The sequence below is a fragment of the Arthrobacter sp. zg-Y1110 genome (genome assembly GCF_025244865.1).
Classification (GTDB): Bacteria; Actinomycetota; Actinomycetes; order Actinomycetales; family Micrococcaceae; genus Arthrobacter_B.
Window position 1 is genome coordinate 613,605 of the sequence record NZ_CP104272.1, and the last position, 25,688, is coordinate 639,292.

General features: G+C 65.9%; 23 protein-coding genes and 1 pseudogene. 11 read left to right on the forward strand and 13 right to left on the reverse strand.

Going from position 1 to position 25,688, the window contains the following annotated elements; genetic code table 11:
- Nucleotides 1-101: 101 nt before the first annotated feature.
- Nucleotides 102-1,232 (reverse strand): VIT1/CCC1 family protein, encoded by a 1,131-nt coding sequence (locus N2K99_RS02955; RefSeq protein WP_227923069.1) that lies wholly within the window; start codon nucleotides 1,230-1,232, stop codon nucleotides 102-104.
- A gap of 333 nt (nucleotides 1,233-1,565) precedes the next feature.
- Here N2K99_RS02955 and N2K99_RS02960 point away from each other — a divergent pair, with 333 nt between their 5' ends.
- Both N2K99_RS02960 and N2K99_RS02965 read left to right on the forward strand, forming a co-directional pair.
- On the forward strand, nucleotides 1,566-3,377 hold the full coding sequence (locus N2K99_RS02960; protein WP_227933819.1) for a long-chain-fatty-acid--CoA ligase: 1,812 nt from the start codon (nucleotides 1,566-1,568) through the stop codon (nucleotides 3,375-3,377).
- A 16-nt stretch (nucleotides 3,378-3,393) separates the two neighbouring features.
- Complete coding sequence (locus N2K99_RS02965; protein ID WP_227923074.1) at nucleotides 3,394-4,560, forward strand: AI-2E family transporter; 1,167 nt, start codon at nucleotides 3,394-3,396, stop codon at nucleotides 4,558-4,560.
- Between the two features lie 7 nt (nucleotides 4,561-4,567).
- On the opposite strand, the gene N2K99_RS02970 is transcribed toward N2K99_RS02965, so the two are convergent.
- A complete protein-coding gene (locus N2K99_RS02970) occupies nucleotides 4,568-6,100 on the reverse strand; it encodes a sodium:solute symporter (RefSeq protein WP_227933820.1) in 1,533 nt (510 codons plus the stop codon).
- A gap of 150 nt (nucleotides 6,101-6,250) precedes the next feature.
- On the opposite strand from N2K99_RS02970, the gene N2K99_RS02975 reads away from it, so the two are divergent.
- Nucleotides 6,251-6,826 (forward strand): helix-turn-helix domain-containing protein, encoded by a 576-nt coding sequence (locus N2K99_RS02975; RefSeq protein WP_227923078.1) that lies wholly within the window; start codon nucleotides 6,251-6,253, stop codon nucleotides 6,824-6,826.
- Nucleotides 6,827-6,851: 25 nt separating this feature from the next.
- Here the strand turns inward: N2K99_RS02975 and N2K99_RS02980 are convergent, their stop codons facing one another.
- Complete coding sequence (locus N2K99_RS02980) at nucleotides 6,852-8,549, reverse strand: FAD-dependent monooxygenase (protein WP_227933821.1); 1,698 nt, start codon at nucleotides 8,547-8,549, stop codon at nucleotides 6,852-6,854.
- Nucleotides 8,550-8,671: 122 nt separating this feature from the next.
- Between N2K99_RS02980 and speB the strand changes: the two genes are divergently transcribed.
- The 4 genes from speB to N2K99_RS03000 all read left to right on the forward strand — a co-directional run bounded on the left by speB (nucleotide 8,672) and on the right by N2K99_RS03000 (nucleotide 13,657).
- On the forward strand, nucleotides 8,672-9,640 hold the full coding sequence (gene speB / locus N2K99_RS02985) for an agmatinase (RefSeq protein ID WP_227933822.1): 969 nt from the start codon (nucleotides 8,672-8,674) through the stop codon (nucleotides 9,638-9,640).
- Nucleotides 9,637-11,319: a thiamine pyrophosphate-binding protein gene (locus tag N2K99_RS02990; protein WP_227933823.1), complete on the forward strand. Its 1,683-nt coding sequence runs from the start codon at nucleotides 9,637-9,639 to the stop codon at nucleotides 11,317-11,319. Before speB ends, N2K99_RS02990 begins: the two co-directional genes overlap by 4 nt.
- A gap of 119 nt (nucleotides 11,320-11,438) precedes the next feature.
- Nucleotides 11,439-11,951, forward strand: coding sequence for a MarR family winged helix-turn-helix transcriptional regulator (locus N2K99_RS02995; protein ID WP_227923089.1), 513 nt, complete (start codon nucleotides 11,439-11,441; stop codon nucleotides 11,949-11,951).
- Between the two features lie 41 nt (nucleotides 11,952-11,992).
- The gene (locus N2K99_RS03000; protein WP_374200058.1) at nucleotides 11,993-13,657 is read left to right on the forward strand and encodes an MDR family MFS transporter; all 1,665 of its coding nucleotides are present in this window, start codon (nucleotides 11,993-11,995) and stop codon (nucleotides 13,655-13,657) included.
- A gap of 4 nt (nucleotides 13,658-13,661) precedes the next feature.
- Here N2K99_RS03000 and N2K99_RS03005 read toward each other — a convergent pair whose 3' ends face one another.
- From N2K99_RS03005 to N2K99_RS03025, 5 genes are all read right to left on the reverse strand, one after another.
- A complete protein-coding gene (locus N2K99_RS03005) occupies nucleotides 13,662-14,867 on the reverse strand; it encodes an NAD(P)/FAD-dependent oxidoreductase (RefSeq protein ID WP_227933824.1) in 1,206 nt (401 codons plus the stop codon).
- Entirely contained in the window at nucleotides 14,857-15,588 is a 732-nt protein-coding gene (locus N2K99_RS03010) for a class I SAM-dependent methyltransferase (RefSeq protein WP_227923093.1), read from the reverse strand. The genes N2K99_RS03005 and N2K99_RS03010 overlap by 11 nt, the downstream gene beginning before the upstream one ends.
- On the reverse strand, nucleotides 15,585-16,799 hold the full coding sequence (locus tag N2K99_RS03015) for a type III polyketide synthase (RefSeq protein WP_227923094.1): 1,215 nt from the start codon (nucleotides 16,797-16,799) through the stop codon (nucleotides 15,585-15,587). Before N2K99_RS03015 ends, N2K99_RS03010 begins: the two co-directional genes overlap by 4 nt.
- A 95-nt stretch (nucleotides 16,800-16,894) precedes the next feature.
- Nucleotides 16,895-17,674 (reverse strand): cytochrome c oxidase assembly protein, encoded by a 780-nt coding sequence (locus N2K99_RS03020; RefSeq protein ID WP_227923095.1) that lies wholly within the window; start codon nucleotides 17,672-17,674, stop codon nucleotides 16,895-16,897.
- Nucleotides 17,667-18,155 (reverse strand): DUF2243 domain-containing protein, encoded by a 489-nt coding sequence (locus N2K99_RS03025; protein WP_227923098.1) that lies wholly within the window; start codon nucleotides 18,153-18,155, stop codon nucleotides 17,667-17,669. Before N2K99_RS03025 ends, N2K99_RS03020 begins: the two co-directional genes overlap by 8 nt.
- Nucleotides 18,156-18,233: 78 nt before the next feature.
- Between N2K99_RS03025 and N2K99_RS03030 the strand changes: the two genes are divergently transcribed.
- Both N2K99_RS03030 and N2K99_RS03035 read left to right on the forward strand, forming a co-directional pair.
- Complete coding sequence (locus N2K99_RS03030) at nucleotides 18,234-18,527, forward strand: DUF503 domain-containing protein (RefSeq protein WP_227923100.1); 294 nt, start codon at nucleotides 18,234-18,236, stop codon at nucleotides 18,525-18,527.
- Between the two features lie 54 nt (nucleotides 18,528-18,581).
- Nucleotides 18,582-21,035 (forward strand): Tex family protein, encoded by a 2,454-nt coding sequence (locus N2K99_RS03035; protein WP_227933825.1) that lies wholly within the window; start codon nucleotides 18,582-18,584, stop codon nucleotides 21,033-21,035.
- Between the two features lie 28 nt (nucleotides 21,036-21,063).
- Here N2K99_RS03035 and N2K99_RS03040 read toward each other — a convergent pair whose 3' ends face one another.
- From N2K99_RS03040 to N2K99_RS03050, 3 genes and pseudogenes are all read right to left on the reverse strand, one after another.
- A complete protein-coding gene (locus N2K99_RS03040; RefSeq protein ID WP_227923103.1) occupies nucleotides 21,064-21,282 on the reverse strand; it encodes a hypothetical protein in 219 nt (72 codons plus the stop codon).
- A 13-nt stretch (nucleotides 21,283-21,295) separates the two neighbouring features.
- Nucleotides 21,296-21,988 carry an HAD family hydrolase gene (locus N2K99_RS03045; RefSeq protein ID WP_227933826.1) on the reverse strand — a complete coding sequence of 231 codons (693 nt, stop codon included), beginning with the start codon at nucleotides 21,986-21,988 and terminating at the stop codon, nucleotides 21,296-21,298.
- 140 nt (nucleotides 21,989-22,128) lie between these two features.
- Nucleotides 22,129-22,542 (reverse strand): annotated as a pseudogene (locus N2K99_RS03050) (very short patch repair endonuclease); the annotation flags it as partial.
- Nucleotides 22,543-22,669: 127 nt separating this feature from the next.
- Between N2K99_RS03050 and N2K99_RS03055 the strand changes: the two are divergent.
- Nucleotides 22,670-22,906 (forward strand): YegP family protein, encoded by a 237-nt coding sequence (locus tag N2K99_RS03055; RefSeq protein ID WP_227923105.1) that lies wholly within the window; start codon nucleotides 22,670-22,672, stop codon nucleotides 22,904-22,906.
- 128 nt (nucleotides 22,907-23,034) lie between these two features.
- On the opposite strand, the gene N2K99_RS03060 is transcribed toward N2K99_RS03055, so the two are convergent.
- A complete protein-coding gene (locus N2K99_RS03060) occupies nucleotides 23,035-23,178 on the reverse strand; it encodes a hypothetical protein (RefSeq protein WP_227923106.1) in 144 nt (47 codons plus the stop codon).
- A 187-nt stretch (nucleotides 23,179-23,365) separates the two neighbouring features.
- On the opposite strand from N2K99_RS03060, the gene N2K99_RS03065 reads away from it, so the two are divergent.
- Complete coding sequence (locus tag N2K99_RS03065) at nucleotides 23,366-25,036, forward strand: FAD-binding dehydrogenase (protein WP_227933827.1); 1,671 nt, start codon at nucleotides 23,366-23,368, stop codon at nucleotides 25,034-25,036.
- An 80-nt stretch (nucleotides 25,037-25,116) separates the two neighbouring features.
- Here the strand turns inward: N2K99_RS03065 and N2K99_RS03070 are convergent, their stop codons facing one another.
- Nucleotides 25,117-25,650 carry a hypothetical protein gene (locus N2K99_RS03070; RefSeq protein WP_227923110.1) on the reverse strand — a complete coding sequence of 178 codons (534 nt, stop codon included), beginning with the start codon at nucleotides 25,648-25,650 and terminating at the stop codon, nucleotides 25,117-25,119.
- Nucleotides 25,651-25,688 lie beyond the last annotated feature (38 nt).

Genomic DNA, 25,688 nt, shown 5'->3' on the forward strand with positions numbered 1-25,688 from the left:
GGCAGGAGAGCCGCACTATGACAGTTCCCCCTGAATGTCAGGAAGAACATAACCCGCCGGAAGGAATCCGTACATGGGGAGAACTACCCATGTCGCGTGTCCTAGAGGGCGGTCGTCCCGAAAACCATGCCCAGCAGATAGGTGGCGCCTGCGGCACCCAGCCCGATCGCCAGCTGCCGCAGGGCCCGTTTCAGGGGCGAGGCGCCGGAGAGCAGACCGACGACGGCGCCGGTCATCAGCAGCGCCAGACCCACCAGGACGCAGGAGAGGACGACGGCGGTCATTCCGGTAAGGCCAAACAGGTAGGGGAGTACCGGAATCACCGCACCGGATGCGAAGAAGCAGAAGCTGGAAGCAGCAGCACCCAGCCCTGTCCCTACGGACTCGTGCTCGTCGCGTTTTTCTTCGGCGTCAGCCTCGGGGTTCAGCGAGAAACTCGGATCGCAGTCGCAGCTGTAGAGGCCCATCCGTTCTGCCGCACGGTGTTCGGCCGCTTCCTTGGTCATACCGCGTGCCCGGTAGACCAGCACCAGCTCGTTGGCGTCAATGTCCAGTGACTTCGCGGCCGACAGTGTGATCTGGGTGGGCCGGGAGGCCTCCAGGAGTTCACGCTGGGACCGGACCGAGACGTACTCTCCCGCGCCCATGGACAACGCTCCGGCAAGCAGGCCGGCCAGACCGCTGATAAGGATAAACGTGCTGGACACTCCGGTGGCGCCGATGCCCATGATGAGGGCAAGGTTGCTGACCAGGCCGTCATTGGCGCCGAACACTGCCGCCCGGAAGTTCCCCGACAACCGGGTCCGCCCCCGGGTGGCCAGCCCGCGGATCACTTCCTCATGAATCTGTTCATCCGCGGCCATCGCGCTGGTGGCATTTGGATCCTGCGCATAGGGGGAGCGGCCCTCGGCGCGCTGCGCCAATGCCAGTACAAACACCGAGCCGAAACGGCGGGCCAGCAGGCCGAGGACCCGGTTGCGGAAGGAAGCACGCGCCCTGCGCCCGGCGTCGTCGCCCAGCAGCGTACGCCAGTGTTCTTCATGGCGGCCCTCGGCCTCGGCCAGTGCCAGGAGAATGTCGCGTTCCTCACCGTCCCGGCGTTCAGCCAGATACCGGTAGGTCGCTGCTTCGGCCTGTTCATCGGCCAGATACTGCCGCCATCGCTTTTTGTCGGCGTTGGAAGGAACGCTGGATTCGCTGAACGCGGGCTCCGGCGAGGAATGGGAATTCACGGTGCTCCTGACAGGGACCGGAAACGGAGGGATCCGGTCAGTCCAAAGTAAAAGACAACTCTTCTGACCGAAGGTCTCGCTCGCCCGCGGCGTGATGCCGGCGGGTGGACTGCCGGGACGCCGCGGCGTCCAGTATGTCGACAGGCCTCGGCGGAAACTGAACTGTCTGGAATGACCCATCAAGTCCGCACCGGAGCTACTCCCCTTCGCGTGTCCAAGTGTAGTCGAATCCGGCGGCTGAACCGGCCGGAACTGCGCGATACGCCCGAGCCTGGTTTCGTCCCTAAGCACCCTGACTTCTTGTCCGTGTCGGGCAGGCGCTAGAGTCAGATTGTGAGCAAAAACTTCCCTCTTACGGATCCTGCCCGCCCTTGGACCCGCCACTACAGCGAGGGAGTCCTGGAAGGCTTCAGCCTCCCGGATGAGTCCCTCGTTGACGTGGTGGAGAGCTCGGTCCGCAAATACCGATCGAAGACCGCCCTGCAGTTCTTCGGTGCCACCACTTCCTACGAGGAACTGGGGGACCAGATCCGTCGTGCGGCGACGGGCTTGATGAAACTCGGCGTGCGCAAGGGCGACCGGGTGGCGCTTGTGCTGCCCAATTCGCCGCAGCACGTGGTGGCGTTCTACGCCGTCCTCCGTTTGGGAGCCGTGGTGGTGGAACACAACCCCCTCTATACGGACCGGGAGCTGCGGCACCAGTTCGAGGATCACGGTGCCACCGTGGCCGTGGTCTGGGACAAGGTTGTGGAGAATGTCCAGAAGCTGCCGGCGGATATTCCGGTGCGCAGCATCGTTTCGGTGGAACTGATCCCGGCCATGCCGCTGGTCAACCGGCTGGCGCTGAAGCTTCCCGTTCCCGCCCTCCGCGAGGCGCGGGCCGCCCTTTCCGCTTCCAAGCGTCCGCCCCGCGGCCCGCGGCGAGTGGTGGGCTGGCGGGAATTGCTGGACAACCGCCCGCTGCGCAAACGCCATCCGCGTCCGGAGCCGTCGGACCTGGCGGCGATCCAGTACACCAGCGGAACCACCGCAGATCCCAAGGGTGCGATGCTGACGCACGCGAACCTCGTGGCCAATGCGGCGCAGGGGCGGGCGTGGGTTCCCGGGTTGAAGCCCGGCCATGAAACCTTCTATGCCGTCCTGCCCATGTTCCATGCCTACGGGCTGACCCTGTGCCTCACCACCGCTATGAGCCTGGGGGCCCGGGTGGTGCTGTTCCCCAAGTTCGACGTCGACATGACGCTCAAGGCCATGAAGAAATCCCCGGCCACCTTCCTCCCGGCCGTACCGCCGATTTACGAGCGCCTGGCCGCGGGAGCCAAGGAACAGAACATTTCGCTCAAGGGCGTCCGGTCTGCCATTTCCGGTGCCATGAACCTCCCGCCTCGAACGGTCGAGATCTGGGAAGAAGCCACCGGCGGACTCCTGATCGAAGGCTACGGCCTGACCGAAACGTCTCCCATCGCGCTGGGCAACCCGTTCGCCAAGTCGCGGAAACCGGGAACGGTGGGCGTTCCTTTCCCGCTGACCGACATCCGGGTGGTGGATCCTGAGCATCCTACTGTCGACGTTCCCCAAGGCCACCGCGGCGAGCTGCTGATCAAGGGCCCGCAGGTCTTTGCCGGTTACTGGAAGAAGCCCCGGGAAACCGAGGCGGTACTGCTCGACGGCGGCTGGTTCCGTACCGGGGACATTGTCACCGTGGACGAGGACCACTTTGTTACCATCGTGGACCGGATCAAGGAGCTGATCATTACCGGCGGCTTCAATGTGTCCCCCTCGGAAGTGGAAAACGCCCTGAAGCGCCACGAATCCGTCGACGACGTCGCCGTCGTCGGCCTGCTCCGTTCCGGCGGCGGCGAGGATGTGGTGGCAGCGGTGGTACCCAAGGCTGGTTCCCGCTTTAACGCCGAAGAACTGCGGGCATTCGTGCGCAAGGAACTGGCAGCCTATAAGGTGCCCCGCCGGATCGTGGAGATCCAGGAGCTGCCGAAGTCCCTGATCGGGAAGGTCCTGCGCCGGCATGTCCGCGACAGCCTGCAGAACGGCAGCGCCGGTTCCGCGCCGGCCGACGGCACCGGTTCCGCGCCGGCCAACGGCACCGCAGAAACGAATTCCCCCACCGATCTCCAGAACAAGCCCTGACTAGGAAGTAGCGAACATGAGCGCATCAAGCCCTAACAGGGTTCAACGGGATACCCAGCCGGATCACGCCAGGCCTGGACGGTACTGGAGCGGCCCCCTCGGCCACGCCGGGCAGCGCTCCGCCCAGATCCTGTTGATCCTGCTTTTGGTTTCGGTGACGGTTTACGGGTTGCTGCAGGTCACGCTGGTGGTGATTCCGGTGCTGCTCGCGTTGATCCTGGGCGCGGCAATCGCTCCGTTCGTGAATTGGCTACGCCGCAAGGGATGGCCCAGCGCGCTGGCGACAGGCCTGTCCTTCCTGCTGCTGCTCGGCATTTTCGGCGGGCTGGTGACCGGGATTGTGTTCGCTATCCGCAGCGAATGGAGCGATCTGGTGGACCAGGCCGTTGCAGGCTTCGACCAGCTCTATGACTTTGTACTCAACGGCCCGCTCCCGATCGACCAGGAGATGCTCGCCAACGCGCGGGACGCCGTGATCGACTTTGCTACCAGCAGCACGGTAAGCAGCGGGGCCATTGCCGGGATCTCCGCGGCCACGACGTTTGCCACCGGGTTCCTGCTGATGGCCGTGGTGCTGTTCTACTTCCTCAAAGACGGGGACCGCATCTGGGCCTTCTTCCTGCGCATGTTCCCGGAAGGAGACCGCCGGGACAAGGCCCGGCTCTCCGGCTTCCGGGTGATGGAGGTCCTCGGCGGGTACATCCGCGGCACCGCCATTGTGGCGCTGGTCGATTCCGTGTGCATCGGGGCGGCGCTGTTCATCCTGCAGGTTCCGCTGGCCCTGCCCCTGACCGTGATTGTCTTTGTCGGCTCGTTCATCCCGCTGGTTGGCGCCACCGCGGCCGGTGTCTTCGCAGCCCTGATCGCGCTGGTGGCCAACGGGCCGGTTGTTGCCCTGATCGTCGTCGTGGTGATCATTGCGGTGAACCAGTTGGAGGGCAACTTCCTGCAACCGGTGGTGATGGGCAAGTCGTTGAGCATCCACGCCTTGGTGATCCTGCTGGCCCTGACCGCAGGAACCATCCTGGCCGGCATTGTCGGCGCCATCCTGGCCGTCCCGATCGCGGCAGTGGGTTGGGCCGTGATCAAGGTCTGGACCGGCGAAGACGACGGCGAGGACCTCGACGCGAAGGAGATCCCGGATCCGGAGGAGCAGCCGGAAATGGAATCTGCGGAAAAGTAGGCCCGGCTTAGGTGGCCGGCACTTCTTCCGCCTCGGCGGTGGAGGTGCCGGCCACCCGCTTGTCCCAGGCTGCACGGACCTCAGGATCCGTGGGACGGGAGAGCAGCGAAACTACGCAGTAGGCAACGGCCGACGCAGCGAGCCCGAAGTAGATCGGTTCATTGGCGTACACGCCGTCGTACGGGGCAGCAGCCTGGATCTCAAGGTAGATCATGGTTCCCAGGGTCACCACGGTTCCGGCAGCCATGGACACGGCTGCACCCAGTCCGGTGCCGCGCTTCCACACCAGTCCGCCCAGGATGCTCACCAGCAGCCCTCCCACCAAAATGTCGTACGCAATCGTTAGCGCAGCGACCACGTCCTGGACCACTATGGCCACGATGATCGCGACAATGCCCAGCCCGAGTACCCAGTAGCGGTTGGACGCGATGTCTTCTCCGGCGTCGTCCCCGGTCTCCGGCCCGGTGCCGGCGCTCCGGCCGGTGGAACTGCCGGGACCACGGTGGAACCATCCGCGGACGAAGGGGACGACGTCGGTCCGCGCGACGGTGGCCGCAGCAATCAGCGCACCCGAGGCAGTGGACATCATGGCGGCCACCGCAGCGGCCAGGACGAGTCCGCCGAGGCCGACGGGCAGCAGGGTCATGGCGACATCGGCGTAGACATCATCCTGGGACTCCACCGCGGAAAGAGCAACGCTGGCGCCCATGCCGATCAGTGCCCCGGCCACGCCGTAGAGGATGCAGTAGATCCCGGCCGCGGTGCCGCCCCAGCGGGCCACAAGCGGGGTGCGTGCCGTGAAGACCCGCTGCCAGATATCCTGGCCGATCAGCAGGCCCAGCGTGTAGACCACGAAATAGGTAATAATGCTTTGCGCGCCGATACCGGTGATGCTGAAGAATTCCGCTCCCGCCCGCTCCCGGATGCCGTCAAGGCCCCCGGCAGCGGAGAGCGTAAAGGGCAGCATCAGGGCGAAGACGCCGATGGTCTTGATAACGAACTGCGCCATGTCGGCGAGTGTGATGGACCACATTCCGCCGATGGTGGAGTAGACGAGGACGACGGCGCCGCCCACCGCAATGGCCAGCCACCGCTCAAAGCCGAAGAGGACCACGAAAATGGTGGCGTAGGCGCCGGTGGAGGTGGCGCAGAGCATCAGCGTGTAGGCCAGCATCACGATCGAGGAAACCTTCGTGGATTCGGTCCCGTAACGCAGGGACAGCATCTGCGACACCGTGTAGATCCGCAGCTTCTGCAATGTGGAGGCGAAGAGCAGGCTGAGGAGCAGGACTCCGGTGCCGATGGCGACCACCAGCCACATGCCGGAGATGCCGTACTTGTAACCGAGCCCCACCCCGCCCACCGTGGAGGCCCCGCCGAGCACGACGGCGGCCATGGTTCCGGTGTAAAAGAGCGGCCCCAGCCGGCGGCCGGCAACCAGATAGTCGCTGACGTTCTTGGTGCGGGACTTGCCCCACCAACCGAAACCCAACATTGCCAGCAGGTAAAGGACCACGATGGTCCCGTTGATGTATTCCATTGCAGTCCTCGAGCTAGGAAACCGGCGTCGAATTGCCTGACAGGCAACAAGTGTTTACTGAAGCTAGTGTGCTTTCAGTCACGCCGTCAATTTAGCCGCCCCGCAATACCACCGCATTACGTGCATGTTTCCCTCGGTATGCTCATAAGCATGAAGGCCTTGCCCGTAGAACCGACCAACGCTCCGGTGGCGATTGGGGTGCGGATCCGCTCCGCACGCCAGGCCCGGCATCTGACCATTGAGCAGGTGGCTGAAGCCACCGGCCTCACCAAGGGTTTCCTGAGCCGGGTGGAACGGGACCTGACCTCTCCGTCAGTGGCGTCCCTGCTGACCCTGTGCCAGGTGCTTTCCATTTCCATCGGCGACCTCTTCGCCGCACCCGAAACCAATGTGACGCGGCTGGCGGATGCCCCGCGTATCAGCCTGGGCGGCGAGGGAATAGTGGAACGGCTGGTCACGGCCCGGACGGAACGGCGCGTCCAAGTGGTCCGTTCCGTGATTGCACCCGGCGGGTCCGGCGAAGCAGATCTTTATTCGGTGGACTGCGAAGTGGAGGTGCTGCACGTTGCCCAGGGCAGCTTCGAACTCATCCTGGGCAACGAGCGGATCGAACTGACGACAGGAGACACGGTCACCTTCCCCGGCCGGGAACCGCACTCATGGCACAACCCGTCCGACGAGGAAACGATTGTGCTCTGGACCCTCGTCAGCCCCGGCGGCGCTTAGGCTGCGGAGCCAGGCGCGGCGGTGCCTAGGCGGACAGGGTATTGCCAGCCGCAGGCTCGGTCACGGATTCACTGGTCAAGCGCTGCAGGTACTCCACCGCGCCGGTGATATCCCGACCGGAGGACCGGTAGCCGACGTAGCCGTCGGGGCGGATGACCAGCAGTTCAGGCCGGCGCGAGCTCAGGCCCAGGCGGTGGAAGGCCAGACCGCTGACGTCCTTGATGATGCCCGGAGAATTCGCAATGAGGCTGCTGCCGACGGTCAGTTGCTGGATATTCAGCAGTCCGGCGAGTTGGGGCAGTGCCGTCCGGAGCTGGCGCGGTGCGTCCTGCGGCCAGCCGGGTCCGCTGAGGAGGATGGAGAAGCCGGGCGTGGCCACCAGGTCCTGCAGGCGCCGTTCCCGGTCCTGGTAGATGACGTCGGCATCGGGCAGGCGGTCGCCGGGGCGGACGCCGCGGGCCAGAAGCGCCGGCCGGCGGGAATCCCCGGCGTCGACCATGCTGCTGCCGCGGTAGTTGATGTTCAGCTGGGCCATGGTCCGGAAGAGCCGCGAGCGGAGCCCGTCCCAGCCCATGGCCTTCGGAGCCAGCGCGGGCAGGAGCTTGGTGCGGGGCAGCTTCTTGAGGCCGTTGCGGCTGGTGGCGAGCTTGAAGATGCGGTCCGTCGTGGACACGACTTCCTGGCCCACGGGCCGTCGCTCGGCGTGATAGCTGTCAATCAGCTCATCGCTGGCGAGCCCGCGGGCGCCGAGGGCGAGTTTCCAGCCCAGGTTCAGCGCGTCCTGGATGCCGGTATTCATACCCTGGGCGGCAACGGGGGAGTGGACATGGGCGGCATCGCCGGCCAGGAACACCGAACCCCGCTGGAAGTACTCGGCCATCTGGTGCGAAAGGCGGAAGGTGCTGATCCACTTCGGATCCCGCACCTGCAGGGCGCCATGCGTAAAGGTATCGGCCAGCTCCTGCATTGTTTCAAGGGTGGCAGGGTGATGCGGCGGCTTAATTGCGATCATCCGCCAGGTAGCGGATCCGCCGAGCGGGAACAGGAAGAGGAACCCGCCCTCGGTGGGGTAGGAATGCACGGCATCGGGTTCCGCACCGTCAATTTCGACGTCGGCCAGGATGAAGGTGTCCGGGTAGGCTCCGCCGCGCCAGTCCATGCCTGCCTTGGCACGGACCGTGCTTTCGGCACCGTCGGCACCAACCACGTAACGGGCACGGATGCGCTCGATGCCGCGGTCCATCCGCTGGATCTTTGCTTCCATTCCGGCAAACGGGTCCTCGGGATCCAGGCGTTCCAGGTCCTGGAGTTCCGCGCCGCGCTCAATGCGTACCCGGCGGGAAAGCAGGTGCTGGGTCAGGATGCGCTCGGTGTCCGTCTGGGGCAGGAACAGCAACTGCTGGAACGCTGAATCCTCCAGTCCCGTGTCGAACAGGTCCACTTCCAGCGTTTCCTCCGGCAGGTGGAGGTGCAGCTCGCGGGCTGGACGTCCGGCGGCAACCAGCTCGCCGCTGACGCCGAAGGGCCGCAGGGCTTCCAAAGTGCGCGGCTGGATGGCAATGGCCCGCGATTCGGTTCCCGGGGACTGGCGCCGGTCAATGATGCGGAAACTGGCGCCGAAAGCGGCCAGCTGGGCGGCCAGCGCAAGGCCCGTAGGCCCGGCACCCACAATCAGGACATCGACGTCGTAGTTAGGGTCTTCGCTGTTATCGTGAGCCGCCATGTCCTCAGCCTAGTCTTGACCCCAACCGCAGTTCCACTTTAGCTTTTAGGTAAACTTTTGGTTACCCTCAGGTAACCCAGCCCACCGGGCGACGACGCCCATCCCGGAACCGGAGACTACCTATGGACAACCTTCCCCGTGTGAACGCGAACGGCCGCATCGGACCCGTGGATGCGGCGCAGGTCCCGCGCTACGCAGGGGCTGCCACCTTCGCCCGGCTGCCCCGCCTGGACCAGGTGGAGCGGGCCGAGGTTGCGGTGGTGGGAGTGCCCTTCGACAGCGGTGTTTCCTACCGGCCCGGCGCCCGGTTCGGCGGCAACCATGTCCGCGAGGCCAGCCGGCTGCTGCGCCCCTATAACCCGGCCCTGGATGCCTCCCCGTTTGAAAACCTGCAGGTGGCCGATGCCGGCGATATGGCCGTGAACCCCTTCAATATCAATGAAGCCATCGAGACCGTCCAGCAAAACGCCCTGGACCTCACGGAGCATGGCACCAAGCTCCTGACCCTGGGCGGGGACCACACGATCGCCCTGCCGCTGCTGCGAGCCGCCGCTGAACGTGCCGGTTCTCCGGTCGCCATGCTGCACTTCGACGCACATCTGGACACCTGGGACACCTATTTCGGCGCCGAGTACACGCACGGAACCCCGTTCCGCCGCGCCGTCGAGGAAGGCATCCTGGACACCGAGGCCATTTCCCATGTGGGCACCCGAGGTCCGCTGTACGGCAAGAAGGACCTTGAGGATGACCGCCGCTTCGGCTTCGGCATCCTGAGCTCCTCCGATGTCTACCGCCAGGGCGTGGATGAGGTTGTGGCGAAACTGCGGGACCGGATCGGCAGCCGTCCGCTGTATGTGTCCGTGGACATCGACGTCCTGGACCCGGCCCACGCGCCGGGGACCGGCACCCCCGAGGCCGGCGGCATCACCAGCCGCGAACTTCTGGAGATCCTGCGCGGGCTGCGCGGACTGAACCTGGTGGGCGCCGACGTCGTCGAGGTCGCCCCCGCCTACGACCATGCCGACATCACCGCCGTGGCCGCCTCGCACGTGGCCTATGACCTGATTACCCTGATGGGACTGTCCGCATGAGTGCCGATTCCACTGTCCCGGGTCCAGGCGAGGCCGTTCCCGGGACCGGTTCCGTCCGCAACGGTGGAGACCTGGTGGTGGAAACCCTCGAAGCCCTCGGTGCCAGCAAGGTATTCGGCATCCCCGGCCAGCATGCCCTGGGACTGTTCGATGCACTCTCCCGTTCGCGGCTGGAGTTCATTTCCTCCCGGGTGGAAAACAACTCCGCATTTGCAGCCGACGGTTTTTCCCGGGGCACCGGGCAGGTGGGGGTGCTGTTCCTGTCCACCGGTCCCGGCGCCCTGACCTCGCTGGCCGGGCTGCAGGAGGCCTATGCCACAGGAGTGCCGATGATCGTGGTGGCCAGCCAGATTCCCATTGACGGGCTCGGGGCCCGGCGCAGGGGAATGCTGCACCAGCTCGATGACCAGAAGGCCTCCGCAGCCAACGTCACCAAGAGCCAGCGGCTGATCCAGCACGCCTCCGGCATCCCGTCCGCCATCCAGGACGCCTGGACGGAAGCCATCTCCTCCCCGGCGGGACCGGTGTGGATCGAGATCCCGCAGAACGTGCTGCTCAACCCGGTCATGGTGCCTGCCGTAGAAGACGCGTTGGCGGAACCGTTCGACAACCCTCCACGCAGCGAACTGGTCAAGGAAGCCGTGCGCTGGCTCTCCGAGGCCCGCCGGCCCGCCGTCATTGCCGGCGGCGGAGTGCGCCGCAGCGGTGCCGAGGCTGCGTTGCTTTCCATTGCCCAGAAGCTGCACGCCCCGGTGATCTGCACCCCCGGCGGCAACGGAGCCTTCCCTTGGAACCATCCGCTCTCCCTGCAGTCCTGGATGGAGGACCGGCACATGACGGAGGTGCTCGAGGACGCCGACGTACTGGTGGTCATCGGCTCCTCGCTCGGCGAAGTGACGTCCAATTACTTCACCATGGCGCCCCGCGGCCGGATCATCCAGATCGACGCCGAACCCCGGGTCTTGGAGTCCAACCGGCCGGCGCTGGGTATCCGCGCCGACGCCCGGCAGGCCCTGGACTCACTGGATGCCGCCCTGCCGGCGGCGGAACACATTCCCGACTGGCACGGACAAAGCGCCGAGGAGCTGGTGGCCGGCGCCCTGGCCCGGGTGCAGGCCCGCCTGGATACCCAGGGCCTCGACATGGAACGCCGCTTCATGGCGGACATCCGCGCCGCCGTCCCCGATGACATGCAGACCTACTGGGACATGACCATTTCCGCCTACTGGGCCTGGAGCTGCTGGGACGCGAAGTCCGGCCAGTTCCACTCCGCCCAGGGTGCCGGCGGATTGGGCTACGGCTACCCGGGCGCAATCGGCGGTGCAGTGGGCCTGGGGGAGCGGGTGCTTGCCGTGTCCGGCGACGGTTCGGCCATGTACTCCATTTCCGAACTGGCCACGGCCCGGCAGCATAGCCTCCCCGTCACCTGGCTGATTGTCGACGACGGCGGCTACGGCATCCTGCGCGAATACATGGAGGACGCGTTCGGCAAGGCCACGGCTACGGAACTGGCACGCCCGGATTTCGTGAAGCTCGCGGAATCCTTCGGTGTTCCGGCCCGCCGCTGCGCTCCAGCGGACATCCGCACGGCATTGGAAGAGGCATTTGCCGGAGAAGGCCCCAACGTAGTCGTAGTTGAAGCCCGGATAGGACTTTTTGCTCCCACCCACCTGGCTTAATCATTCAGGCTGCCGGATCCGGGAGAGCGAGGACTCCCTTTAGTTAGTTGACCTAGGCAAATTTCGGCGTATAGTTGCCTAGGTCAACTATCAGTGCCAACCTCCGGAGACCCATCCCCATGCCCATGCAACAGGAAACGGCGGATGACCTGATCCGGAAGATCTTCGCCCTGCAACGTTCGTTGCGGTGCGTGACCCAGCACAGCGCCGACATCGGTGGACCCGGAGTGGCACTCCAGGGCGTCATGCGGATGATCGGCGAAGACGGCGAGCTGCGGGCAACCGAGCTTGCCGCCAAACTCGGTGTCGGCCCTGCCGGACTCAGCCGCCACGTCGCGGAACTGGAAGAACTCGGTTACGTCCGGCGTCGCCCGCATCCGCAGGACCGCCGCGCCTACCTCATCAGCCTGACCGAGCTGGGGGAGTCAGTCCTCCGCGAAGCACTCAAGGCCCGGGCCGTCCTGCTGCAGGAAGCCCTTGCCGCCTGGTCCGAGGACCAGGCGCAGCTCGCGTCCGACACCCTTGGAACGCTCTCAGACGCGCTCTTCACCTCCATCCGCCGAGCGCCCGGAGCCGCCGAGCCGACGCTGGAAACCCCCGTATCCGATCCGCAGGAGCTAACAACTAAGTGACCGATTCCAAGACCGCCCGGAAGAAACACGTCCCCGGTGACATGAGCCACCGACAGATCCTGCAGGCCCTCACCGGCCTGCTTGCCGCGCTGTTCACGGCAATGCTGAGCACCACCATCGTGGCCAACGCGTTGCCGACCATCATGGCCGACCTGCACGGAACGCAGACCGACTTCGCCTGGGTGGTCACGGCCGCCCTGCTGGCCAACGCCGTAAGCACCCCGATCTGGGGCAAACTCGCGGACCTGTTCAACAAGAAGCTGCTGGTACAGCTGAGCATCGTCATCTTCGTTGCCGGGTCCGTCCTCGCCGGCTTCTCCCATTCCATGGACCTGCTGCTGACCGCACGCGTCATCCAGGGCCTGGGCATGGGCGGCCTGACGGCACTGGCGCAGGCAATCATCGGTTCCATCATTCCGCCGCGGGAACGCGGCAGGTACTCCGGTTACATGGGCGCCGTAATGGCAGTGGCCACCGCCGGCGGCCCGCTGCTGGGCGGCTTCATCGTAGACAGCCCGCTGGGCTGGCGCTGGACCTTCTTCCTCTGCGTTCCGCTCGCCGTCGTCGCCCTCTTCCTGCTGCAGGTCACGCTGCACCTGCAGCATGTGCGCCGTCCCGCCAAGATCGACTGGCTCGGCTCGATCCTGCTCACCGCGGGCGTCTCCCTGCTCCTGATCTGGGTTTCTTTCGCCGGCAAGCCCGACTACTACGAATGGTGGTCATGGGAAACGGCCGCGATGGTTGGCGGATCCGTCATCCTGCTGGCACTGCTGGTGCTGGTGGAGTCCAAGGTCGCCGAGCCGATCATTCCGCTGAAGATCATCCGCCAGCGGACCACCGCCCTGGCCATCATCGCCTCGGTTGCGGTAGGTATCGCCATGTTCGGTTCCACCACGTTCCTGGGCCAGTACTTCCAGCTGGCACGCGGCTTCACTCCGACCGAGGCCGGACTGCTCATGCTGCCGATGATTGCCGGCAACCTGCTCGGGTCCGTAGGGTCCGGCCTGCTGATCACCCGCTTCGGCAAGTGGAAGCGGTTCCTGATCATCGGCACGGTCCTGGTGATCCTCGGGACGGGGCTGGCCGGCTTCATCAACCATGAGACCGACATGATCCTGGTCAGCCTCTTCATCTTCATCCTCGGTGTGGGCATGGGCCTGCTGATGCAGAACCTGGTGCTGGCCGTGCAGAACACGGTCAAGGTCAGCGACGTCGGCTCCGCCAGCGCGTCCGTTGCCTTCTTCCGCACGGTGGGCGGCGCCATCGGCGTCTCGGTACTGGGCGCGGTCCTTTCGAGCTCCGTCAGCCGGCGGGTCACGGAGGAACTGGACAAGGCAGGCATGCCGACCGACGGCGGCGGCACCACGGCCACGCTGGACCTGGCTGGGCTCCCGCCAGAGGTCCAGATGTTCTTCCGGATCGCGTATGCGGAAGGCACGGCGGACATCTTCAAGATCGCCGCCGCGGTGGCCGTCATCGCGCTGGTTGCTGTGCTGTTCATCAAGGAGAAGGCACTGCGCCGGACCCTGGACATCAAGCCCACCTCCTCCAACCCGGTGGAACCGGGCCTTGCCGGCGGTGCGGAAATCCTGCACACCGGTGCCATGTCCGCTGTCGAACCGGCTACCGTGCCGGGCGCCGGCAGCCAGGGATCCGCACCGCGGACCACCGACGGCACGGAAAAAGCCGGCACCACCGCGCCGTAAGCGCCTACTGCATGGTGAAACGCCGTGCAACGACCCCGCCCAGCGCCGGGACCTGGAACATCCGTTCCAGCCCGGCGTTGCGCAGGGCCATCACCCCCGCAGGCAGCGGACGACCCAGCGCCATGTTGATCTGTGCCTGGGCGGAGGCGACGGCGGCGTCCCGGCGGCGGCGTCGTTCGAACTCCCGCAGCTCCCTGCCCACCGGTTTACCCTGCAGGGATGCCGCGATGATCGGGGCAACGGCAGCGGCGTCCAGCCAGCCCAGGTTCATCCCCTGCCCGCCGATCGGACTGATCTGGTGCGCCGCGTCCCCGATCAGGACCGTGCGTCCGGAAACCAGCCGGGGCGCCCGGCCGATCTGTACGCCGAAAGCACTCAGCATGGAGTTTCCGTCCACCTCCAGCCGGTGCCCGGTCCGCCGCCGCACCAGCTCCGCTAGACCGGAGGCAGTGGGATCCTGCTGCAGTGCATCGGTATGGACCACCCACCGACGCAGGCCTCCGGGCAGTGGAAAAGACTCCACGATCCCCTCCGCCTCGAGGTAAAGCACGGCCAGCGTCCCGTCCCCGGTGCCGTCCGGGAAGTCGCCCATCAGATAGGTATCCGGCAGTTCGCGCGAAGCCCAGCCGCCGCCCAGTGCGGACCGGATCGATGACCGGGCGCCGTCGGCCGCCACGAGGAGGCCCGCCTCTGTGGTGAAGGGTTCTTCGCCGTGGATCCCGTGCACCCGCACGTCGGCGCCGTTGTCGCTGAAGGTTTCCACCCGGGCGCCGCGGATCAGTGCTCCCGGGTCGAGGGCCCTGAGGCGTTCCTCCAGCAGCTGTTCGGTTCTCATCTGCGGCAGGGTCAGCACAAAGGGGTACCGGGCCGACGCAGCGGCGAAGTCCAGCCGGGCCACGGTCCGCCCGGCGCTGCGGGCTTCCCCCTGGCTGATCCGGATCCCTTCCCGCGTCATGGTGTCGGCGATGCCGGCCTGCGCCAGGGATGCCAGGGCCGGAGGATGCACCCCGATGGCCCGCGAATGCCTGCTGCGGTTCAGTCGCCGTTCCAATACCTGGACGGATACCCCCGCCTGGAGCAGCAGGACGGCCAGATACATGCCCACCGGCCCGCCGCCCACCACCACCACATCGGAAGAGCGGCGGGGAATGCTGCGCGGAGCGGGCGAGGCGGCTTGTTCCGCGGCGACGGACGGCAGCTCAGCCCGCACGGTGGTCGGCTCCCCGGGAGCACGGTGGATGCAGCAGCAGGTTCTGCCACGGCCGCTGCTGCAGGCTCTGCCAGCCCTGGGGTGTCACCTCGGCGATTTCCGCCGCAGTGAAACTGCGGCGGATGGAGGTCAGCCCGTCGGCCCGGATGAACGAGCCCGGGAAAAACGGCAAGGTTCCGACCGAGAACAGGGCATAGGCCCAGCGGCTGCGCTCAATGTCGCTGTGCAGGCAGAGCCTGCGGCCCAGCCGCCTCGAGTCCGCCAGCAAGGCCTGCAGTTCCGCGGGCGCCAGATGGTGGAGCATATGGTTGGAAATCACGACGTCGTAGGAACGCCCCTCCGAGACCAGCTCGCTGCTGTACGCCTGGCGGAAGGACAATCCCGGCAGCGGCGGCAGCGCGGAGGCGAAGGCGTGCGCCCTCGGATCAGGGTCAATGGCGGTGATCTCCACGGCAAACCCGTCCCTGCGCGCCCAGCGGGCAATGCAGCGGGGAACGTCCCCTCCGCCGGAACCGATATCCAGCAGCGTGCCACCGCCACTCGCCGCGAAGATCGGACGGAGATACCGGACGTAGTTGCGCCGCCACCCCGAGACCACCGCATTGACCAGCCAGAACTGGGCGTAGGTACGCTCGAGGCGCTGCAGGTCGGCGTCGGGCCGGTCCATTTCCTCCACCGCGTCCACTGCCCGGGTGGCCATGGACGGAAAAACGGCGATCATACTGCGGCGGGGACCTCTGCCGGCGCAGCCTCCGCTGGCTCTGCCAGATCCACAGACACCGCTGCCGACGGCTGCACCGGACCGCCGACCCGGGTGAACAATCCCGTCTCCACGGTGAGGCCCGGGCCGAAGGCCATGGAGCAGATCCGTTCGTTGCCCCCGCTGAAGGGCTGTTCCAGGATGTACTTGAGCACGAACAGCACGGTGGCGCTGCTCATGTTGCCCACGGTGCGCAGGGTCTCCCGGGCCGGCACCAGCTGCTGTTCGCTCAGCTCGAGTTTCGCCTCGACTTTATCCAGGATGCTGCGGCCGCCGGGATGGATGGCCCAGTGCTCGATCTCCCGGTAGGGCCGGGAGCTGACCGATGCGTCGTGCGCCAGCAGGGGTTCCAGGGCACCGACAATGTGGTCGTCGATGATGTGCGGGACGTAGGTGCCCAGCACCATCTCGAAGCCTTCGTCGCCGATGTTCCAGGCCATGGCCTCCTCACCCACCGGGGTCAGGATGGTTTCGAAGTGGTCCAGCTGGATGGCCGGTCCCGAGTCCGGAAGGTCTTCGCGGGCGGTGATGATGGCCGCGGCGGCACCGTCGGCGAAGAGTGAGGACCCCATGATGGCGTCCGGGTCATTCGACGTGCGGACGTGCAGGGAGCACAGCTCCGCACTGACCACCAGCACCACGGAACCGGGATCCGCCTCGCAGAAGGATTTGGCGGCGCGCATGGCCGGGAAGGCTCCGTAGCAGCCCATAAAGCCCAGGTGGTAGCGCTGCACGGACGGATTCAACCCCAGCGCCCGGGTCACCTTGTAATCCGGGCCGGGGTTGAAGAAGCCCGTGCAGGACACGGTGATCACATGGGTAATATCCGACGGGGCGATACCGGCACATGCGTCCAGTGCCTTGGATGCGGCCTCGATGAAGAGTTTCGTGGCTTCCACCGCGAAGATGTCATTCCTGGTCTTGGTGCTGGGCCGCAGCAGCAGGCCGCTGCGGGCATCGTAGAACTTCGGATTCTCCGAGGTGTCGGTGAGCGAAAGTTCAGCCAGTGCCGTACGGCGGGTGTCGATGGCCGCCGAATCGAAGCAGGTACGCACCAGCCGCTCACCCAGCCGGGTCAGGCCGGGCTGGGCTGCGAACGTGTCGCGGACTTCGGACTGCACCAGGACAGTGGGCGGGATCGCAGTTTCCAGGGACCTGAGGGTAACCGTCATAGTCCATTGTTAAGGGATGGTGATGCTCTGCACAATGGTTGGGGTAACTGAACGATTCGGCCCGGCTACTGGTTTCGCGGCTTGAGGCGTTCAAGCTACTGAGGGCGGACGGCGGATGCGACCTTGCCGCGTGGCCGCGCTGAGGCATACCACTGGCGGCAGAGCAGCACAATCAGCACCAGTTCGAGGATTCCACCGCCGTAGTACATCACCAGCGCCCCGTGTTCCGCAGCCGTAGCCGGGATACCGGGAGGCGGGTCGGCGTAGATGCCCTTGGCGAGGATATTGTGCGCAGCGATGGAAAGCACCAGGACGGTTGCCCGCAGCCGATAACCGGCCCGGTGCGGGGAGGGATCCCGTCCCACTATGGAAGCCGTGAACAGGTAGCCCGCAGCCAGCAGGTGGAAGGTCACCAGCCAGTGCACCGGCATCGACTCCTGCATTGCCTGCAGCAGTCCGGTACGGAACATCAGGATCATGCCGCCGGTGTTCAGGAGTGCGGCAGTGACCGGGAAGGACAGGAACCGGGCGAACCTGCTGCGCAGCACCCGGGAGAGCCGGCGGGCCGGAAAAACATCGAGGGTGCGTAGTGCCAGGGTGAACGGCCGGGAGAGCACCAGCAGCAGCGGGGAGAGCATCCCGGCCAGGAGATGCGAAAAGCTCAGTACTGCGAAATCCCGATGCGCCAGTTCGGCCAAAGGGTTCAGGACCGTGACCAGCGCTGCGGCCACGCCCAGCGTGAAGAAAGCCGTCCGGTACCAGGGCCAGCGGCCGGAGCGCGGCGAACGCGCGCCCGCCCAGTAGGCAACCAGGGCAACTACGGCGGGAATGAAGAACAGCGACTCAACGGGAAAGTCGCTGCCGTGGTTATGCATCGGCTGAGGCTGTCGATTCCCGCGGGACGGCAGCGCGGGTGCGGTAGGTAAGGAACGCGCCGACAAGGATCAACAGCACCGCGATGGCGTTCCAAACCGTGTCGTACACGAGCAGATCCACCTCGTAGCGAATCTGGTGAAGCCCCATGAGCTTGTGCTGCACCGTGCCGTCATAGAGCTGGAACACTCCGGCACCCAGCAGGACGCCGCCGGTCCACCGCTGCAGGAGGGTTTCATGCCACCTGCGCAGATCGGCGAACAGGAAGAGGCCGGCTACAACGGCGAACCAGCCGAAGGCATGGAACAGCCCGTCCGAAAAGAGTCCAACAGACGTAGTGGAGCGGTCGTAGAAATGATGCCACTGGAGGAGCTGGTGGAAGATCACTTCGTCGACGAAGGCAGCCAGTCCGATCCCGAAAAGCAAGCCGGAAACCAGGTTGCGCAGCCGCGGAGAGCGGCGCTCGCGGAGGGGAGAACTCATGTTTCGAACATAACACCGGCACGGCACCGGCCGCAGGGGTGCGTGACATGCACGGCGTCTGCGGCAAGGATGGGAGCCATGTGGATAGGGGCGCTCGAGCTGGACCTGTTGCTGGGGGACGTGCATTCGCTCAAGGGGAAACGGTCGGTCGTCCGGCCCATCCTTGCCGAACTGCGGCGCAAATTCGATGTGTCCGCCGCAGAGGTCGGCTCCCTGGACCTGCACCGCCGGTCAGGGATAGGCGTGGGCATTGTTGCGGCGGACCGTGCCCACGTGGTGGACGTGCTGGATGCCGCGGAACGGCTGGTGGCGGGCCGGCCGGAAGTGGAGTTGCTGAGCGCCCGGCGTCAATTGTTCACCGAGCAGGACTAGTCGCCGCGCTCCGCATCCGCCCATCCGCCGGATAAATGGGGAACAATTGGCCGGGTGAGTCTTAGCACCGTAGAACCAGTCAATGTTTCCGGGTCCACCGACGAGCAGGTGATTGCCCAACTGGCCGCCGAGCTGGGGGTAGCGCCCTGGCAGGTCCGGGCGGCCGTTGGCCTGCTCGACGGCGGCGCCACGGTTCCGTTCATCGCCCGGTACCGCAAGGAGGCCACCGGCACGCTGGATGATGCCCAGCTGCGGGACCTGGACGAGCGGCTGCGGTACCTGCGCGAACTGCAGGACCGGCGTCGGGCCATCCTCGAGGCCATCGCTGCCCAGGGAAAGCTGACGGACGAACTGCGGGACGCCGTCGTCGGCGCCGAAACCAAGTCCCGACTGGAAGATATCTACCTGCCCTACCGCAGCAAGCGGCGGACCAAGGCACAGATAGCCCGGGAAGCGGGACTGGAACCGCTGGCGGATGCGCTGCTGGCCGATCCCCGGCGTTCCCCGGACGCTGAAGCCGCGCGGTACGTGCGCGAGGGAATCCCGGATGCAGCCGAGGCGCTCGCCGGGGCGCGCGCCATCCTGATCGAACGGGCCTCACAGGACGCGGACCTGTTGACCGAACAACGCGAGAAGCTCTGGCGCCAGGGCCGGATGCGCTCGCAGGTGCGTCCCGGCAAGGAAGCCGAGGGGCGTAAATTCACCGACTACTACGACTTTTCCCAGTCGCCCTCCGGTATGCCGTCACACCGCGTCCTCGCCCTGTTCCGCGGCGAAAAGGAAGGCATGCTGGAACTGGCCCTGACGGAGGGGGATCCGGCCGATGCCGATGCCCTGGCTGCGGCCCGCGCCCGATACGAACGCTCCGTGGCGGCCCGTCTGGGGGTGGCGGACCGCGGGCGTCCCGCTGACCCATGGCTGATGACCACCGTGCAGCTGGCCTGGCGCCGGATCCTGGCCAAGCTCGCGGTGGATCTGCGTGTGCGCCTCTTTACGGACGCGGAAACCGAGGCGGTGCGGGTATTTGCGGCCAACCTGCGGGATGTGCTGCTGGCCGCACCAGCTGGGAACCGGACCACGCTGGGGCTCGATCCCGGGCTGCGTACCGGCGTGAAGGTTGCCGTGGTGGACGGCACCGGCAAGGTGGTTGCCACCGATACGGTCTATCCCCATGCGCCGGTGCGCCGCTGGGATGACGCCCTGGCCACGCTGGCCGGTCTGGTGAAGCAGCACGGGGTGGAACTGATTGCTATCGGCAACGGCACCGCTTCCAGGGAAACGGATAAGCTCGCAGCCGAATTGATCCGGCAGGTGCCCGGCGGGTCCGTGCGCAAGCTGGTGGTTTCCGAGGCGGGTGCGTCGGTGTACTCAGCGTCCGCCCTTGCCTCGGCCGAGCTGCCCGGGATGGATGTGTCCCTGCGCGGCGCCGTCTCGATTGCCCGGCGGCTGCAGGATCCGTTGGCGGAACTGGTGAAGATCGATCCGAAGTCCATCGGGGTGGGCCAGTACCAGCACGACGTGACTCCGGCGAAGCTGGAGCGTTCCCTGGATGCGGTGATTGAGGACTGCGTGAATGCCGTGGGGGTGGATGTGAACACGGCGTCCCCGTCGCTGCTGGCCCGGGTGGCCGGCGTCGGTCCGCTGCTCAGCGAAAACATCGTGGCTTACCGCAATGCGAACGGTCCGTTTGCCCGCCGGCAGGACCTGATGAAGGTGCCTCGGCTCGGGGCGAAGGCCTTTGAACAGTGTGCCGGGTTCCTGCGTGTCAGCGGCGGAAAGGAGCCGCTGGACGGGACCAGCGTCCACCCGGAGTCCTACCCGATTGCGCGGAAGGTCCTTGCCGCGGCCGGGGCGACCATGAGTGCGTCGGGAGCGGCCCTGGAGGGCGTGGACCCGGCAGCGTTCGTGGATGACCAGGTAGGCCTTCCGACCGTCCTGGACATCATCGCCGAGCTGCGGAAGCCGGGGCGGGACCCGCGGCCCGCTTTCGAAACAGCCAGCTTTTCGGAGGGAATCGAGAAGATTTCGGACTTGCGTCCGGGAATGATCCTCGACGGCGTGGTCACCAACGTGGCTGCCTTCGGAGCCTTTGTGGACGTGGGAGTCCACCAGGACGGGCTGGTCCATATTTCCGCGATGTCGCACACCTTCATTTCGGATCCACGCGAGGTGGTCCGGTCCGGACAGGTGGTGAAGGTCAAGGTGATGGAGGCAGACCCGGAACGGAAACGGATTTCGCTGACGCTGCGGCTTGACGACGACGCCGCGGAGCCGGGCGGGCGGTCCGGACGCCCCGCGCAGGGAAGCCGCAAAGCCGAGAGAACCAAGTCGGGCAGCCCCACGGCAGGCAGCACCAAGCCAGGCAATACGCAGTCAGGCGCCGCCAAGTCCAAGGCCGAGAAACCCGGCACAGCGAAGGCCGGCATCCCGAAGGCCAACGCCCCGAAGGCCAGCGCACCCACCGGGGCCATGGCGGATGCGCTGCGGGCGGCCGGGCTGCTGAAATAGCCCGACCGTCGCCTCTTGCCCCCGCTGGTTACTCGGCGGGGCCTTCGGCCTCGGCTGCTTCGTCCGCCTTGTCCTGTGCGGCAGGGACCGCGCCGGCGGGTGAGGTCCCCTGATCGTCGCGGATGTTGCCGGCGGAATGCGAGGCGCGGCCCGGTCTCCGGGGTTCGCCGGTGGGGCCGGGCTGCGGGGCGCTGGGACCGAGCGGATCCTCGGCGTCGTTTGCGGGGCCGGTGGGTTCAGTAGTCACAGTGTCCTCTCGGTTAGCCCTGGGCGAGGAGTTCGCCCAGCAGGCTGGTGTCCAGGGCGGCAAGAAGTGCCCGCGGGTTTTCGTAGACTTCCAGGGCGCCTGCCTCGCGCAGTTCGGCTTCGCTCGTGCCGCCGCAGGTCAGGCCGATGGTGGGAATAGAGAGCTCCCCGGCTGCCTTGACGTCCCACACTGAATCGCCCACGAATACGGTGTTCGGGGCTTCCAGACCACCGGCCTCGAGGGCAGCTTCGAGGATGTCCGGTGAGGGTTTGCTGGCTTCGGCGTCTGCGGAGCTGGTGGCATCGGTGATCGCGGAGTCGGCGTCGATAACGGTGCGCAGGTACTCGAGTTCGGCTCCGGAAGCGGAGGATGCCAGGACCACGGTGAGGTCTTTCTTCGAGCAGGCCTTCAGGAGTTCACTGGCGCCGTCAAAAGAACGCAGCGACGGCCACCAGGTGGAGAAGATGGCACCGTGCGTGGCATCGAGCTGCTCATCCTCATCCTTGTTTCGGTCTTCGCCCAGCAGGTGTTCCACGAGCTTGTCGCCGCCCATGCCGATGGCGCGGTGGATGGCGGACATCGGAACGTCATGTTCCATCCGGCGGAAGGCCTGCCACCACGCAACGGCGTGGAGGTAGTTGGAATCCACCAGGGTTCCGTCTACGTCGAAAAGAACTCCGCGCTTGCCGTTGTCCGAATTACTCATGGTGTGTGCCTCAGTTTTCCTTGGAGCCTGTCTGGTTCTGGTTCGAAGTCTAGTGGCCGTGCCGACGACGACGCCGCCGCCGTCGTCGACCCGTTGGCTCCGTTGGCTGCCGTCGTCGCGCGAACCTGTCCGGGCGGGCCCAGGAAGGTACGCAGTCGTTCTTCGAGGATGCTGCGGTCCCGAAGTTCGCATTCCCAGACCACCAGGACGTCCCAACCTCCGGCCGCAAGCCGTTCCTGGGCCGCCGCATCCCGCTCGACGGTGCGTTTGCGTTTCGCGGCCCAGAACTCGCTATTGGTCTTTGGAGCGTGCTGTCCGGCCCGGCAGGAGTGGAAGTGCCAGAAGCAACCGTTGACGAAGAGGACTTTCCTGCGCCCGGCGAAAACCAGGTCAGGTTTGCCCGGAAGGCTGGTCTTACCGAAGGATCCGTGCAACCGGAACCGGTAACCCGCGGCGTGGAGGATTCCGCGGATCAGGAGTTCAGGCTTGGTGTTCTTGCCCCGGATGCGCGACATGTTGCGGCTGCGCTGCTCCGGACTGACGGTATCGGCCATGGGTCCAGTCTAGGAACAGATCACAATTGCATTTCGCACTACTCGATTCTTGCGGCGGGGGATCCGCAAACTCATAAGGTGACTTAGCATTGAAGGCACTGATAGACCCCTTACAAGGAGGTAAGCGATGTCGGGCTACTTCAAGCTGGTGGACGCCCACGAGGGAAGTTTCCGCATTAAGCTCATTGCCGGCGACGGAACGCTGATGGCAGTGTCCACGACTTTTGAAACCAAGCAGGAAGCAGCGGCTGGGATCGCGCAGCTGCGGGAGATTGCGGGAACAGGTCCTGTAGTCGACCAGAGCCGGGATTCGGATGTGCTGGGCGAAGCCAAGAAGTCGGCCCCTAAGGCAGCAGCCAGCTGACGACGACGAACAAACAAAACAGGCCTTCGGCTCCCTAACCGGGAACCGGAGGTCTGTTCCGTTGTCGCAACGCTTCCTCACCGCCGGGCGCAGACCGCAGGCTCCAGGCCCGGGCCGAAAAACCCCACTCAGGCCTGGTCTTCGCCACCTTCGGCCGGCTCCTGAGTGTGCTCGCGCTGCTCGTTTTCCTGCTCGTTGGTCTCACCTTCGGACGGCTCCTGCGAATGCGTCCGGTTGGAGTCTTTTTCCTCGTTGGCGCTCTGTTCGCTCATGCGGTTTCTCCGATTCGTTTCCAGCCGACACCGGCATCCGCCGGCTCTAGCGGCCCTACCTCCAGTCTAGAAACCTCTGCCCGAGTCTAGAAGCCCTTAGGGACACACACGGGCTCGAGGAGCGGCTGCGGACACGCCTGCACCAAGCTGCTGGCCAGTACCCGTCGTCGCCGGTAGCGTGAGCCGGATGCAGCCAAAAGACGCGGACGTCATTGTTGTTGGAGCCGGGCTCGCCGGCCTGGTAGCCACAGCCGAACTCGTGGACGCCGGACGCTCGGTGATCCTGCTTGAGCAGGAGGGATCCCAAGGGCTGGGCGGCCAGGCGTGGTGGTCCTTTGGCGGGCTTTTCCTGGTGGATTCGCCTGAACAGCGCAGGCTCCGGGTGAAGGACTCCGTGGAGCTTGCCTGGCAGGACTGGCTGGGCACCGCGGGTTTTGACCGCGAGGAGGATTATTGGCCGTGGAAGTGGGCCGAAGCGTACGTGCATTTCGCCGCAGGGGAGAAGCGGGCGTGGCTGCAGCAGATGGGGCACCGGATCTTCCCGGTGGTGGGCTGGGCCGAGCGCGGCGGATACGGCGCCAACGGACCAGGGAACTCCGTTCCGCGCTTCCACATCACCTGGGGCACGGGGCCGGGGATCACCGCGCCTTTCGAGGCCAAGGTGCGCGACGGCGTCGAACGCGGGCTGGTGCGTTTCGCGTTCCGCCACCGTCTCGATGACCTGGTCTTGACCGGGGGAGCCGTGACCGGCGTGCGCGGCAGCGTCCTGGAGCCGACGACGGCGCCGCGCGGCACCGCGTCCAGCCGCAAGGTCGTCGGGGACTTCGAATTCAGTGCCTCCGCCGTGGTGATAACCACCGGTGGCATCGGCGGGGATCATGATGCCGTCCGGGCAGCGTGGCCCCGGAGGATGGGACCTGCGCCCACGAACATGCTCAGCGGGGTGCCCGAGCATGTGGACGGGCGGGGCATCGGAATTGCCCAGGCTGCCGGCGGGCGGGTGATCAACCCGGACCGCATGTGGCATTACGTGGAAGGAATCCGGAACTGGGACCCGGTTTGGAAGAACCACGGAATCCGCATCCTGCCCGGTCCGTCCTCGCTGTGGCTGGACGCGGCCGGAAACCGCCTGCCGGTGCCGTTGTTTCCGGGTTTCGACACCCTGGGCACCCTGGAGCACCTGCGCCGCAGCGGCTCCGACTACAGCTGGTTCATTTTGAACAAGGCGATCATCCGCAAGGAATTTGCGCTTTCCGGTTCCGAACAGAATCCGGACCTCACCGGAAAATCAGTCCGGGACGTCCTGAAGCGGGCCACGGCCGGAGTGCCTGCCCCCGTCCAGGCGTTCCTGGACCACGGTGAGGACTTCATTACCGCCAATTCCGTCGAGGAGCTCGTTGCCGGCATGAACCTGCTGGCCAAAGGTTCGTCCGTGCATGGCGACGCGCCGGAACTGTCGGCGGAGTCGGTGCGGCATGAACTGGAATCCAGGGACCGGGAAATCCGCAACCCGTTCACGAAGGATTCGCAGGTGACCGCCATCCGCGGGGCACGCACCTATTTGGGGGACCGGCTGATCCGCACCGCTGCACCCCACCGCATCCTGGATCCGAAGGCTGGACCGCTGATCGCCGTGCGCTTGTCCGTATTGACCCGCAAGACCCTCGGCGGGCTGGAGACGGACCTGCAGTCCCGGGTCCTGGCCGACGACGGCGCCCCGGTCCCCGGCCTTTTCGCAGCAGGGGAGGCCGCCGGTTTCGGCGGCGGTGGAATGCACGGCTACCGCTCGCTGGAAGGGACGTTCCTCGGTGGGTGCCTGTTCAGTGGAAGAGCTGCCGGCCGGGCTGCGGCCGGCTAACCGGACTCCCAAAGACCGCTGGCCGGGACACCTTGGAGGTGGCCCGGCCAGCGGAGGTACAGTTTTGCGGTGCAGCGGGTTTAGCCGGCGTAGCCCAGGGACTTCGCCTGGCGGTACTGCTTCATCTGGTTGAAGTAGGCAGTGGCCGGGGCGGTAAAGAACAGCACCACGGCGGCAACGATCAGCAGGATGGAAACAAGGCTGAGGATCCCCTCGAGGGAGCCGTTGATTCCGACCAGGCCGAACAGGGAAAGCGCAGCGAACACGGTGATGACGATGCGTGCCCAGTTGTGTCCCTTCCGTGCAAACACGGCGAACAGGACGCTGACCGCAACACTGATCACGCCGATCACAACGCCGGTAACAATCCCGATGGTTACTGCCGTGTCCGCTTCAGCGGAGCTGAGCCCGCTGACCCGGGCAAGTTCGCTGCGGCCCTCATCCGACATCAGGGTGACAATGGAAAGGATTCCGGCAATGAGGCTGACAACGGCGGAGGCGATCAGGAGCCAAAAACCACGCTCCACGGCGGCCGGACGCTCCGGCGCGGCAGGAGGGGCAGCAGGTTGTCCCCCGCTGAAGGCGTTGTAGTTGTAGTTCGAAGGCGTACTCATTTTTTCCCCTTAGGTGCTTTGGGCCAGCGGTTTGCGGA